Origin of the sequence: Ureibacillus sp. FSL K6-2830 (assembly GCF_038004145.1) — a bacterium.
Classification (GTDB): domain Bacteria; phylum Bacillota; class Bacilli; order Bacillales_A; family Planococcaceae; genus Ureibacillus; species Ureibacillus thermosphaericus.
Genome location: NZ_JBBOQR010000001.1, coordinates 1,189,573 through 1,202,568 on the forward strand (window position 1 = coordinate 1,189,573; position 12,996 = coordinate 1,202,568).

Here is a 12,996-nt window from a genome sequence, read left to right on the forward strand (position 1 = left end):
CAATATATTTGCCATCCGAATAAAATCGGCTCTCGTAAGGAACGATAATAGTCAAATGCTAGAACTTTATAGTCAAATCCCAAAAGATATTAGTCAAACTCCTCAATATATTTGCCGTCGAAAATGCACAAGATGAAAACTGAAAAACTCGCACCTTAGCGAAAGGTGCGAGTAGAACATTAAATTAAATTATACGCGTACAGTCCATCCGAATGGATCTTCAATTCTTCCGTATTGGATGCCAGTTAACGTATCATAGAGCATTTGAGATACTTCGCCGATTTTTCCGTCATTTATGATGATGCGATGGTCTAAATATTTTAATTCCCCTACTGGTGAAATCACCGCGGCAGTGCCTGTCCCAAATACTTCTTCTAGCGTTCCGTTATGAGCAGCCTCCACTACTTCATCAATTGAAATACGTCGTTCTTCTACTGGGATATTTTTAGATTGTAAAACTTTAATCATCGAATCACGCGTAATACCAGGTAAGATGCTTCCTGTAAGCGCTGGCGTAATGACTTTACCATCAATTTTGAAGAAGATGTTCATACTCCCTACTTCTTCAATATAGCGTTTTTCAACACCGTCCAACCATAATGTTTGAGAGTAACCTTCTTTTTCAGCGTTAATTTGTCCAATTAAGGAGCTTGCATAGTTACCACCTGTTTTTACTTCACCTGTTCCACCCACTACTGCACGAACATATCGCTCTTCTACCATAATTTTTAGTGGATTAATACCTTCTTTATAATAAGAACCGCTCGGAGACAAGATAATCATAAACAAATAGTTTTTAGCAGGATGTACACCTAAAAACGGCTCAGTTGCAATGATGAATGGACGAATGTATAAAGAAGTTCCTGGTGCATCCGGTACCCAATCCCGGTCAATATCCACTAATTTTTTTAGCGCTTCTAATGCAAGATCTTCATCCACTGGTGGGATGACTAATCGTTCATTGGAATGATTTAATCGTCTAAAGTTTGCATCAGGGCGGAATAACTGAACTTCTCCATCTAGTGTTCGATACGCTTTTAAGCCTTCAAAAACTGTTTGGCCATAATGGAATACCATACTGGATGGCTCTAGACAAATTTTTTGATAAGGCACAATGCGAGGGTCGTGCCATCCTTTCCCTTCTGTATAATCCATTATAAACATGTGATCAGTAAAATAATGTCCAAAGCCCAGTTCGTCCGGAGCTGGCTTTTCTTTCGGTTTGTCTGTTAATTCTACTGTTATTTCTGTCATAGTAAAGCCTCCAATATTTTGTTGAATATTCAGAAAAAAATTCTGTTATTAAAATAGTATAATACTTTTTTTAACAATTGTTAAAAGAATATTTAGAAAAAACTAACTAAATTTTATATAGAAATGCTATTTGATGAACTATTTTTATAAAATAGTATTTTAACATAGAATTTCTATTAATATTTCAGTTTCTTTATTCTTATAAAGTAAGACAAAATTATTTTCATATAAAACAAAGATGAAAGCTTAGAAAAAAATCCTGCGATTAAAAATATCGCAGGACAAATTTTGTACAATCAAACTATATTTCTCGATGTAATAAAACCTTTACTACGGATATATTCTTCAAATGCTTCTTTTCTCAATGGACGGCTATAAAAATAGCCTTGCCCAAAGATACAACCATCATTGCGAAGCGCTCTCACTTGCTCTTCAATTTCTATGCCTTCCGCAATTACTTTTAACCCAATTGTTTCTGCCAAATTAATTATTGCTCTTACAATGGCTTTACTCTCCTCATTTTTATGAATATCCTTAACGAATGAAGCATCTACCTTTAACGCGTCAATTGGAAGATGCTTAATATAGCTTAATGAGCTATATCCCGTTCCAAAATCATCCACCGAGATATGAATTCCAAGACTGCGAAGGCGTTTCAATATCGGAGTTATGCAATTTAAATCTGCAAAAATACTTTCCGTCACTTCCAATTCAAGGAATTTCGGATTAAATCCGGTCTCCTTCAACACTCGCTCTACCTGTTGAACGAATTTTGGATCTTGCAATTGACGAACCGAAACGTTGACAGACACAATTAACTGCCCGAAACCTTTTTCTCGCCACTCTTTTGCTTGTTTGCAGCTTTCATTTAAAATCCATTCCCCTAATGGAATAATTAAGCCTGTTTCTTCAGCAAGAGAAATAAATTTCCCCGGAGGAATTGTTCCTAAATCTGGATGATTCCAGCGAACCAACGCTTCCATACCGACAATCTCATCATTATGAATATTGAATTTTGGTTGATATTCTAAAAAGAATTGATGTTCGTTTAACCCTTTTCGCATAGCATTCTCAATAATGCGTCGCTCTAAGGACATATTCTCCAATTTTTTATTGTAAACAGCATAATTGTTTTTACTCTTTTGTTTTACTTGAGTTAAAGCAGAATCTGCGTTTTTAATAAGCTCTTCCGGTGTTGTGCCATGTTCAGGATATGAAGCTACTCCAATACTGCAAGTCAATACATTGTCCTTTCCGTTTACAACAATGGGTTTTTGAAACTTCTCAATTATGTTATTCACTATGTTAATAGTATCTTGTTCGTCTTTAATATCACGCAACAGTACAATAAACTCATCACCGCCCATTCGAGCCACTAAATCGATCTCTCGAATTGATTCTCGAATGTTTTCAGCAGCTTTCACAATGACTAAATCCCCATTATCATGCCCAAGTTGTTCATTGATTAATTTAAAATCATCTAAGTCAATGAATAAGATAGAAAATTTTTTATTCGTTAATCGAACATCCATAACATACGATCGAAGCTCATTCATAAAAGTTGGACGATTAGGGAAATTTGTTAAACTATCGTGATAGGCTAAGCGATAAAGATTCTGCTCTACTTCTTTACGAACACTTATGTCGCTCATGACAATTAGTACTAAATTGTTTAACGGATTTTCATCATTATGAATGATTTTAATCGTCGCTTCCACATCAATGTATCTTCCATCACCATGGAGCAATCGAAACTCCAACTTACGCGAAGATTTCCCTTTGGACATATTCAATAATTTTTGGATTTCCTTTTTTAACAGTTCTGAATCTTCCAAGTGAATCAAATTAAATACATTTTGTTTTTCTAATGATTTTAAATCATAATGTAATAGTATTTGGAATGTTGGAGAGACGTAATGAAAAGCACCATCTTCATCAACTAACGCTACAAAGTTGTCGGAATGTTCGGCGATCAACTCATATTTTTTGTAGCTTCGTTCTAGTTCTTCTTCCAATTCTTTTTCTTTCGTAATATCTGTTCGAATGGAGAAATATTTATATGGTTTTCCTTTCTCATTTAAATAAGGAACAATAGTTGCATGTACCCAATAATAAGAGCCATCTTTCTTTTTATTTTTTATTTCACCTCTCCATATGTTCCCCTTTCCTATTTCACTCCACATTTGTTTAAAAAATTCTTTTGAGTGAAAACCAGAATTGATGACACGGTGAGTCTTCCCTATTAATTCTTCTCGAGAATATTGGGCAATTTCACAAAATAATTCATTGACATATGTAATTCTTCCTTGTGCATCCGTAATAGCGACAATAGAGGATTTATCTAATGCATATTTCAGTTCTTTCAATTCTTTCAATTCTTCAGCCAAACTTTGTATGTCAATTTGCTGTTCAACATTGAACGAAACATTTATTTTATCATCCATAAATCATTAATGCTCCTTTACAGAAATCGAAAAAATGTCCAAAAAATACCATTTTTCTATTATCCATACTTAAGTGCTCTTGGAAATTACACTAATTTTTTACTATTTTTATAATACCATATTAACAAAAACCTATAATTAAGGTGAAAAAGTAATAATTAATATGAATAATTTTTATAAATTTGTTGAAATTATGTCATAATTTCTCTAATTTTATTTGCGGAGCATATTTTTATTGGATTTCCACCTTATAGTAACGTAAAAATTAACAAAAGGTGAATGTTGAATAAATTTATTGAAAGAAGATGAACTAGCTTTTCTGTGCGAGATAAAACGAAAATGCTTAGATATATACTATTGTTTGTGAGGAGAAAAAATTCAATAAATTGATAGGAATTTTCGTTTCTGGGAGAAAACACATCTTGCATATGAGAATGAAATTGACTTGGGGGAAGAATAGCTTGTATTTCATTGCAAGAGAGAAAAATGGCTTAAAAAAAGCTGAACCGCAAACCGTTAACGGTCTTTACGGACAGCCTTTTAGAAAAGAGACGTTATGAGGTTAAAGTTGTGACTATAATTTTTGTAAAGTCGGAAAAATTATTCCTTTGATGAAAGCAACTTCATTAGGCTTTTTATGTCTTCTTGCAAGGATTTCACTTCATCTTCAAGCCGATCAATTTTTTCATGCAATGGTTGAAATTCTCCATCTAACATATTTTTTAGACGTTCTGCTTTTTCATTTTGTTCCATAAACTATTCCTCCAAACAGTTTGCTGAACTTAAAGTTGTATTTCATTTACATCTTTATTATATAACATCTTTTCTATAAAAATAGGCTTTTACGAAAATCGTCAAGTGATTGTCATTTTTCAATCAAATAAAAAAACGCTTAAGGAAATTCCTTAAACGCCCGCCCCGAATATCAAACTGTATATGAAGCCGTAAATGACACAAACAATTGTTGCAATAATAATGAAGACACCTAAATAATATAAAATATTGATTAAAATCTGCTCAAATCCATAACCCATGGGATAATACCCCATTTCCTTCCCTCCGTTGCAGAAGATTCGCTCACTTTTGATATATGCAAAAACGGTTGAACTGTTACTTCTAGAGGAATTCTGCATTCATCGAAGAAACTGTAAACGCCTGTTTGTTTCTTCAAATTGCGGCTCTTCACTCAATCGGATTCAACTTGATTTCTTCTTCGATTTTTTCTAATAACTCTTTTGCACTATCTGCTGAAATTGGCTCGCCATTAACAAGGGCATAATAATGACCGTTGCAAATTTCACAATAGGAATTACACCCTGTATCTTCCACTATTACATCTTCTCGCTGTTCCAACTCATCGTATACATCTGGATGGCAATAAGCCCTGTTCGAAACACAAAATTCAACTCTATGTTTGAAAGGTTCGCTTTTTCGGCCGAATAGTTTTTTAAACATGTGCGCACTCCTTCGCTATGTAAACCGTTAATTAATTATATTATACTATGTTCTACTCTTTTCATCGTGAATAAACTTTGACAAACCAACTAAAAGGATGTACACCTTTTCACCACTTCGATATACTAAAAAACACCTTATAAAGATGGGAGAATAATGATGAACGAAACAGAATATGATCGTTTCCTCCATATTGAAACTTGTGGATCGAATAACGGTATCTATCAATCCATTCATTACAACCGCTACGAACCCACTCCTTATTCTGCCTTAGAAGAATTGCTAAAAAATTATCAAATCAACGAGAACGACTCCATTGTCGATTTTGGCTGTGGATTAGGGCGATTAAGCATTTTCCTCCACTACAAAACAAATGCATCTGTCTTGGGTATCGACATGAACGAGCAATTCATAAAAGAAGCAATGAAAAACCGAGAACGATATTGCAAGAAGTTTAAAAAAAAGGAAGATAAAATCCAGTTTCTCCGCTGTTTCGCTCAAGATTACCCAATTCAACCGACAGAAAATAAATTTTATTTTTTCAACCCTTTTTCTTTGCAGATATTTATGAAAGTTCTGCATCATATCATGCTCTCAATCGAAGAGAAAAAGCGACCTGTGGACGTAATTTTATACTATCCATCAAATGACTACATCGATTATGTAAATCATTACACTCCTTTTGAAAAAGTAATGGAAATTCCCATTCCTACATTGCACGAAAAAAATTGGCAAGAACGTTTTATTATTTATCGATTAAACTAGGAGCCATTGTCTTAATGGCTTTTTTTCATTATTTTTTGCCGTTGTTTTAAGATAAATCCCCCAAAAATGACCGTGCATCCGACAATGGAAATAATTAATGCGAAGGCTGTCCATTTTGAAAAATAAACGCCAAATAGCAATAAAAATATCCCCATCCATATAAATATGTTCATATTTTGATTCTCCCTTTTCTAATAATGTTCTATCAAGTTAATTACACTTTCCCCATTGTATGAGAGAGCCTTACTAGATATACTTCACACGCTTTGAATATGTTTTTAAAACGCAGGACAACTTAATAAGGATGGGAATAATTTATATTATTATATTACAATAATATAAATTGATATAATAATCAGAAATTTGTTAATTAATTAAAGATTATAACTTTTCGATTCTTCAACACTTCAACGCGAAAAAGTGCTATACTTTATTCGATTTTATTTTTAAGTAATAAAAATCATTAATAAATGAATTATTATATCAAAATAGGATGGAATGAGCTATGAAAAATCAATTATTTCGAAAATTATCTTTAAGCGAATTATTGAATCAAAAAGGCACATCACAGTTTAATAAAACAATGAATTCATTTGATTTAATCGCTCTTGGTGTTGGAGCAGTTGTCGGAACAGGGATTTTCATTTTACCAGGTACTGTAGCTGCTGTTCATGCAGGCCCTGCCATCGTTTTCTCATTTATTTTGGCAGCAATTGTATGCGCTTTTTCAGCCTTATGTTATTCGGAATTGTCTTCATCGATTCCAGTAGCTGGTAGTGCCTATACATATTCCTATGTGATCTTTGGTGAGCTAATCGCTTGGATAATCGGATGGAGTCTTTTGCTTGAATATGGTTTAGCTGTTGCAGCAGTGGCAACTGGTTGGTCTGCTTACTTTCAATCTCTTGTTGAAGGATTTGGCATTCACGTGCCGCAAGCATTATCTGGCCCATTCAGTCCAGCAAACGGAACATATATCAATTTACCAGCCATTATAATTATTTTACTTTTAGCTTCCTTCCTATCTTTAGGAATGAAAGAGTCTAACCGATTAAATAAAATCATGGTTTTCATTAAACTAGGGATTATTTTACTCTTTATTCTTGTTGGAATGTTTTATGTGAAGCCTGACAACTGGCAACCATTTATGCCATTTGGTTTTGGTGGGATTTTATCAGGAGCGGCACTAGTAATCTTTGCTTATTTAGGTTTTGATGCGGTATCTTCCGCTGCTGAAGAGGTAAAAAATCCACAGCGAAACATGCCGATTGGAATTATCGGAACGCTCGTGATTTGTACAATTTTATATGTAGCCGTTTCCCTTGTGTTAACAGGGATGGTTCCATATAAAGAATTGAATGTAGGAAATCCTGTTGCTTATGCGATGGAAATGAAAAATCTTGATTGGGTATTTGGGGTTATTTCGCTCGGAGCAGTTATTAGTATGATGACGGTGATTTTCGTTATGCTTTACGGAGGTACTCGCTTAGTGTACTCCTTTGCTCGTGACGGAATGCTTCCAAAAGTGTTATCAGAAATTCACCCTCGCCGTAAAATCCCGTTAAAAAACACATGGATTTATGCAATATTTGTATCTTTATTCGCTGGTTTTATTCCGATTGATAAGTTGGCAGAACTTGTGAATATCGGTACATTGATTGCTTTTGCTGCTGTATCGATCGGCGTTATCTTTATTAGAAAAATGAAAATTGATGGATTAAAAGAAGGATTTAAAGTACCATTGTTCCCAATTGTGCCAATTCTTTCCTCCCTCCTTTGTATTTTCATGATCGTCCAATTATCTACATTCACAATGTTTACTTGTCTTATCTGGATGATTATTGGTTTATTAGTGTATTTTGTGTATGGAAGAACGCATAGTGTATTGAATAAAAAATAGGATCAAAAAGCTTGTTGCAATGAGTGCAACAAGCTTTTTTTCGCTTGAGCATCATTTTAAAACAATAAGCTTTTCCTTCATAATTAATAAAAGTTCTCTATTGAGTCAACACCTTTGCGACTAGGATATGTTTCCCGCCGGAGCAATGATCGGTAAAAGAAAAATTTTTATCAAAAAGTAAGGGTGACTGGAAAGTTTTCGCTTTCTAGACACCCTCTTCTTCCCCCCACTTATTAGCTTGCAGGGTTCACTTCTAATTCTGCTTTTATTTTAATATCTTTTCCTACCAATACGCCACCTGTTTCAAGGGCAGCGTTCCATGTAAGACCGAATTCTTCACGGTTGATTTTTGCTTCCGCTTCGAATCCGTAAACTTCCACGCCCCAAGGGTTTTTCCCTTTACCATTGTACTCCACTTCGAATGTGACTGGTTTTGTTACATCTTTAATTGTTAAATCCCCTGTCACTTCATATTCGTTATCATCTGTTTTCGTAATCATTTTGGATTGGAACGTAATTGTTGGATATTTTTCCGCATCAAAAAAGTCTGCAGATTTTAAATGATTATCGCGATCTTCTGATTTTGTATTAATGCTCGCAACATCAAAGGTAAATGCAATTGTAGCAGTTGTCAGATCCGTTAAATCTTCCGCTTCAATTTCAGCCGTATAAGAATCAAAATGCCCTCTCACCTTTGACACCATCATATGCTTTACTTCAAAACCAATTTCTGAGTGTGATTTGTCAACAACCCACTTCGCCATTTTCATACCTCCCATATTATCCTATTTTGAATTCAAGATATATATGATTATTTTATTTTGAATTAATTTATTTTGAATTCGAGATAAATATATCATGCACTTATTTTTTTGTCAATCCTTCCATTTATGAATCTCATGTTTTATTTCATATATTCCCTCTTCTTTACGAAAAAAACATTTAATCTACATTTTGAATCATAGATTGAATTTTCCTTTTTATGAAAAATTTCAATATATTTTTTGTTGACCAATTGTTCCAAAGGTGTTAGTATCTTTTAGTATTGGAACTGAATAGGTGTAGCGATGAATGCTGTGGGTAAAACTACACGCAGGAGCAGCTTCTGGAGAGACCACGTTTTGTGGCGCCGAAGGATTCACAATCTCAGGCAAAAGGACAGAAGAATGATAAACCTTATTATTCTTTTGTGTTTGAGATTGGGAAGCCAATCTCTTTTTTATTACATCAATTGAGGTGAAACAAATGAGTGAACGTAGAAAAGCAATTGTAAGTGTCATTGGAAAAGATCAAGTTGGCATTATCGCTAAAGTAACGACTGTGATTGCAGATCGAAACATCAACATTTTAGATATCAGCCAAACGATTTTACAAGATTTCTTCACAATGATGATGGTGATTGATGTGACCGATTTACCTAATCTTGAAACTCTACAACAAGAACTTAATGAACTTGGTCAATCAATTGGCGTTGTCATTACTGTACAACTTGAAGAAATTTTCCAAGCAATGCATCGTGTGTGAAAGGACGTGCAAATATGAATTTTGAAATTCAAGAAATGATGGAAACCATCCGAATGGTTCGAACTGAAAACTTGGATATCCGTACAGTTACGATGGGGATTAATCTCAGAGACTGTGCAGATTCCGATTTCGATAAAATGAATCAAAAAATTTATGATAAAATCACTCGCTACGCAAAAGATTTAAAAACAACTGCTGAAAAAGTGGAGAAAGAGTATGGCATCCCTATTATTAATAAACGTATTGCCGTGACCCCAATTGCAGATCTTCTAGGCAATGCAACAAAAGATCAAGCAGTGGAACTTGCCAAAACATTAGACCGTGCTGCTGTAACCCTCGGTATTGACTTTATCGGTGGATTTTCGGCCCTTGTGCATAAAGGAATTGCGAAGGGAGACCAAGTATTATTTGATGCCCTACCAGAAGCTCTAGCAGTCACGGAGCGAGTTTGTGCATCCGTTTCTGTTGGAACAACAAAAGCCGGCATCAATATGGATGCAGTTCGTCAATTAGGTGAAATCATTAAAGAAACAGCAGAGCTTACAAAAGATAAATCGGGTCTCGGCTGTGCAAAGCTTGTTGTGTTCTGCAACCCTGTAGAAGATAATCCGTTTATGGCAGGAGCTTTCCTCGGATCCGGTGAAGGAGAAGTTGTGTTGAATGTCGGAGTTTCCGGGCCAGGAGTTGTGTTAAATGCACTAAAGCGTTATCCAGATGCTGACTTAGGTGAAGTGGCAGATATTATTAAGAAAACCGCATTTAAAATTACCCGCGCTGGTGAATTAATTGGCCGAGAAGTAGCAAAACGCTTAGGGGTCCCATTCGGCATTATGGATTTGTCACTGGCACCAACAAATGCGATGAACGACAGTGTTGCTGAAATCTTAGAAGAAATTGGTTTGGAACGTGTTGGTACACACGGCACAATCGCCGCCCTTGCATTAATGAACGATGCAGTGAAAAAAGGCGGAGCGATGGCTTCTTCCTATGTGGGTGGATTAAGCGGTGCCTTCATCCCAGTTAGTGAAGATAACGGCATGATTCGTGGTATTGAAGAAGGTGCTCTAAGCTTATCAAAGTTGGAAGCGATGACATGCGTATGTTCAGTAGGGCTTGATATGATTGCCATTACGGGAGACGCACCTGCTAGTACCATTTCTGCAATGATTGCAGATGAAGCGGCTATTGGTATGATTAATAAAAAGACAACAGCCGTTCGCGTCATCCCTGTGCCTGGCGCAAAAGAAGGCGAAATGGTGGAATTTGGCGGCCTGCTTGGACGAGCACCTGTGATGGGCGTAAATCCATTTAGCTCTGAAAAAATCATCCGCCGAGGTGGACGCATTCCAGCTCCACTACAAGCGTTGGGGAATTAATTGATATAAGTGATAGAGCGAATGTAGAAAGTGATGAAGAGATCAGCTTTCTCATTCGCTCTTTTACTTGGCTATTATGAAATTGATCGATTGACTATTATGTTTACAGGTTTGGCTATTATCCCTTGATGATTGACTATTATTGTCATGACTTTGGCTATTATCACATGACCCGAAAGCCATTTTTTGTCGATTGGCCATTATATTCGCAAGTTTGACTATTATCTTCCGGAGCTTGACTATTATCAGCTCGATTCTGACTATTATCTCTCTTTTCAAGTGTAGATTTTTTTCGATTGACTATTATGTTCACAAATTTGGCTATTATCCCTTGATGATTGACTATTATTGTCATGACTTTGACTATTATCACATGACCCGAAAGCCATTTTTTTGTCGATTGGCCATTATATACGCAAGTTTGACTATTATCTTTTGGAGCTTGACTATTATCAGCTCGATTCTGACTATTATCTCTCTTTTCAAGTGTAGATTTTTTTCGATTGACTATTATGTTCACAAATTTGGCCATTATCTCTTGATGATTGACTATTATTGTCATGACTTTGACTATTATCACATGACCCGATATCCTTTTTTGGTTGATTGCCAATTTCACTCTTAGTGGATATCTTGTAATACTAAAGATGAAATGGGCGCGCCAAAATAATAAACTATCCTGCCAAAGTGCTTCCAAGACAGGATAGCATATCCTCCTTTCAGATACATTAACTTCTATCCTCAATGTAAATCCACCAAAAAAGCAAACTTTTCAGAAAGCCAATCCAATACCCACAGCTACTATACAACATTAAAACGTCTTACGACTTACTTCTTTATATAATCCTTCCAAGCTGTGAGTCCCCCATCTAATACAACTACATCATAATCATGTTTGGATAGAATGTTTGCACATTTTGTTGCAGAATTGCCTGTTGTGCAAGTGACAATGATTTCGCCTTTCTCAGGTAAAGCTGATATGTTTTTATCTTGATTATGTTCTAACTCGAAAATCTCTGTTTTATGGATATTAAGTGATTGGATGTTTTCCCCTTCAATATGGAAGGTATTATATTTCTCTTGATCTCGAACATCTAAAATCGTGAGTTGCTCACCTTGCTGCATTCTTTGAAACAATTCTTCTGGTGAAATTTTTTTCAATGCCATCTTAAAAACCTCCTATGAAATTATAGTGGTGGTTCCTCTACTCCTAGATTAATCCAATCTTCTTTCGGCGGCCCATAAACGCCAAACGGTTTTAGCCCTGCTTGTATCATTAGTCCTGTTGCTTGTCCACGAAGATGAATAATGTGTTTAATAAGTCCCATGAAGGTATAAAAATCCCTTAAGCAATCATGTTTGCTTAAGGGATAGACAATCCTATTCTTTTTTCTGCTTAATATTTGGAAGCGGTTGGGAGTTGTAAATTCTTGAATATGGTGGAACGGATTGAGTTAACCAAATGTTACCGCCAATGACGGAATCATGTCCGATTTTCGTATCTCCACCTAGAATTGTTGCTCCCGCGTAAATCACTACATTATCCCCAATGTCTGGGTGACGTTTAATTCCTTTAATCGGGTTTCCATTTTCATCTAACGGGAAGCTTTTTGCCCCAATCGTTACACCTTGATAGATTTTAACATTTTTACCAATTGTGCTTGTTTCTCCAATCACCACACCTGTTCCGTGGTCAATGAAGAAGTACTCGCCAATTTTTGCTCCTGGATGAATATCAATACCTGTTAAACTATGAGCATGCTCTGACATAATTCTTGGGATAATTGGAACGCCTGCTTGGTATAATTCGTGAGCTATCCTATGTATCGTAATGGCTGTAATGGATGGATAGCTGAATAAAATTTCTTCTAATGATAAAGCTGCAGGGTCTCCATTGTAAGCCGCTTGAATATCCGTTTGTAGAATTTCACGAATTTCAGGTAATTTGTTGAGTAAATCCACAACGATTTCTTCTGCTCTTACTTCCGGTTGGCTTTCTCCATTATTTTTGAGCACTTTCGAAATGATATCTTTTAAATCTAGTGCAGTTGATCTTAATAGATTCCCAATGTTTGTCTCAATGCGCAATTCGTCTTTAAAGGTGTCGCAAAAACAAGGGTATAACACTTTACGGAAGTTCTTCAAAATTTTAATAATCTTTTCTTGCCCTTCAAAGCCGATAGATTGTTCAATTGGAAAGTGTTGTTTATGAACATCGAGCAATGAATTGGCGATGTTTGGTACACCATTGTTTAACCATTCATCTAATTTCAATGAA

Annotated in this window: 15 protein-coding genes, 1 pseudogene and 1 riboswitch; of the genes and pseudogenes, 5 read left to right on the forward strand and 11 right to left on the reverse strand. The window is 35.5% G+C overall.

What is annotated here, in order from left to right; genetic code table 11:
- Positions 1 to 189: 189 nt before the first annotated feature.
- Together NSU17_RS05795 and NSU17_RS05800 are read right to left on the reverse strand one after the other, a co-directional pair.
- Positions 190 to 1,254 (reverse strand): branched-chain amino acid aminotransferase, encoded by a 1,065-nt coding sequence (locus NSU17_RS05795; RefSeq protein WP_340704552.1) that lies wholly within the window; start codon positions 1,252 to 1,254, stop codon positions 190 to 192.
- Positions 1,255 to 1,550: 296 nt separating this feature from the next.
- Positions 1,551 to 3,698: a sensor domain-containing protein gene (locus NSU17_RS05800; protein WP_340704553.1), complete on the reverse strand. Its 2,148-nt coding sequence runs from the start codon at positions 3,696 to 3,698 to the stop codon at positions 1,551 to 1,553.
- 422 nt (positions 3,699 to 4,120) lie between these two features.
- On the opposite strand from NSU17_RS05800, the gene NSU17_RS05805 reads away from it, so the two are divergent.
- Positions 4,121 to 4,258, forward strand: coding sequence for a hypothetical protein (locus NSU17_RS05805; RefSeq protein WP_340704554.1), 138 nt, complete (start codon positions 4,121 to 4,123; stop codon positions 4,256 to 4,258).
- 40 nt (positions 4,259 to 4,298) lie between these two features.
- Here the strand turns inward: NSU17_RS05805 and NSU17_RS05810 are convergent, their stop codons facing one another.
- The 3 genes from NSU17_RS05810 to NSU17_RS05820 all read right to left on the reverse strand — a co-directional run bounded on the left by NSU17_RS05810 (position 4,299) and on the right by NSU17_RS05820 (position 5,153).
- A complete protein-coding gene (locus NSU17_RS05810) occupies positions 4,299 to 4,451 on the reverse strand; it encodes a hypothetical protein (protein WP_340704555.1) in 153 nt (50 codons plus the stop codon).
- Between the two features lie 152 nt (positions 4,452 to 4,603).
- Positions 4,604 to 4,747, reverse strand: coding sequence for a hypothetical protein (locus NSU17_RS05815; RefSeq protein WP_016837381.1), 144 nt, complete (start codon positions 4,745 to 4,747; stop codon positions 4,604 to 4,606).
- Positions 4,748 to 4,880: 133 nt separating this feature from the next.
- Positions 4,881 to 5,153 (reverse strand): DUF1450 domain-containing protein, encoded by a 273-nt coding sequence (locus NSU17_RS05820; protein ID WP_340704556.1) that lies wholly within the window; start codon positions 5,151 to 5,153, stop codon positions 4,881 to 4,883.
- Positions 5,154 to 5,312: 159 nt separating this feature from the next.
- Between NSU17_RS05820 and NSU17_RS05825 the strand changes: the two genes are divergently transcribed.
- Positions 5,313 to 5,918 carry a class I SAM-dependent methyltransferase gene (locus NSU17_RS05825; protein ID WP_340704557.1) on the forward strand — a complete coding sequence of 202 codons (606 nt, stop codon included), beginning with the start codon at positions 5,313 to 5,315 and terminating at the stop codon, positions 5,916 to 5,918.
- An 11-nt stretch (positions 5,919 to 5,929) separates the two neighbouring features.
- Here the strand turns inward: NSU17_RS05825 and NSU17_RS05830 are convergent, their stop codons facing one another.
- Positions 5,930 to 6,091, reverse strand: a complete 162-nt coding sequence (locus NSU17_RS05830; RefSeq protein ID WP_340704558.1) for a hypothetical protein — start codon at positions 6,089 to 6,091, stop codon at positions 5,930 to 5,932.
- 332 nt (positions 6,092 to 6,423) lie between these two features.
- Here NSU17_RS05830 and NSU17_RS05835 point away from each other — a divergent pair, with 332 nt between their 5' ends.
- Positions 6,424 to 7,818 carry an amino acid permease gene (locus tag NSU17_RS05835; protein WP_340704559.1) on the forward strand — a complete coding sequence of 465 codons (1,395 nt, stop codon included), beginning with the start codon at positions 6,424 to 6,426 and terminating at the stop codon, positions 7,816 to 7,818.
- Positions 7,819 to 8,051: 233 nt separating this feature from the next.
- Here NSU17_RS05835 and NSU17_RS05840 read toward each other — a convergent pair whose 3' ends face one another.
- Positions 8,052 to 8,582: a YceI family protein gene (locus tag NSU17_RS05840; RefSeq protein WP_340704560.1), complete on the reverse strand. Its 531-nt coding sequence runs from the start codon at positions 8,580 to 8,582 to the stop codon at positions 8,052 to 8,054.
- Positions 8,583 to 8,913: 331 nt separating this feature from the next.
- A riboswitch (glycine riboswitch) is annotated at positions 8,914 to 8,990 on the forward strand.
- A gap of 73 nt (positions 8,991 to 9,063) precedes the next feature.
- Here NSU17_RS05840 and NSU17_RS05845 point away from each other — a divergent pair.
- Both NSU17_RS05845 and NSU17_RS05850 read left to right on the forward strand, forming a co-directional pair.
- Positions 9,064 to 9,342: an ACT domain-containing protein gene (locus NSU17_RS05845; RefSeq protein ID WP_026018995.1), complete on the forward strand. Its 279-nt coding sequence runs from the start codon at positions 9,064 to 9,066 to the stop codon at positions 9,340 to 9,342.
- 14 nt (positions 9,343 to 9,356) lie between these two features.
- Positions 9,357 to 10,718 carry a PFL family protein gene (locus NSU17_RS05850; protein WP_340704561.1) on the forward strand — a complete coding sequence of 454 codons (1,362 nt, stop codon included), beginning with the start codon at positions 9,357 to 9,359 and terminating at the stop codon, positions 10,716 to 10,718.
- A 163-nt stretch (positions 10,719 to 10,881) separates the two neighbouring features.
- On the opposite strand, the gene NSU17_RS05855 is transcribed toward NSU17_RS05850, so the two are convergent.
- From NSU17_RS05855 to epsC, 4 genes and pseudogenes are all read right to left on the reverse strand, one after another.
- On the reverse strand, positions 10,882 to 11,463 hold the full coding sequence (locus tag NSU17_RS05855) for a hypothetical protein (RefSeq protein WP_340704562.1): 582 nt from the start codon (positions 11,461 to 11,463) through the stop codon (positions 10,882 to 10,884).
- An 83-nt stretch (positions 11,464 to 11,546) separates the two neighbouring features.
- Complete coding sequence (locus tag NSU17_RS05860; protein WP_340704563.1) at positions 11,547 to 11,885, reverse strand: rhodanese-like domain-containing protein; 339 nt, start codon at positions 11,883 to 11,885, stop codon at positions 11,547 to 11,549.
- A 20-nt stretch (positions 11,886 to 11,905) separates the two neighbouring features.
- A pseudogene (locus NSU17_RS05865) lies at positions 11,906 to 12,046 on the reverse strand (DinB family protein); the annotation flags it as partial.
- A gap of 52 nt (positions 12,047 to 12,098) precedes the next feature.
- On the reverse strand, positions 12,099 to 12,992 hold the full coding sequence (gene epsC, locus NSU17_RS05870) for a serine O-acetyltransferase EpsC (RefSeq protein WP_016837392.1): 894 nt from the start codon (positions 12,990 to 12,992) through the stop codon (positions 12,099 to 12,101).
- Positions 12,993 to 12,996 lie beyond the last annotated feature (4 nt).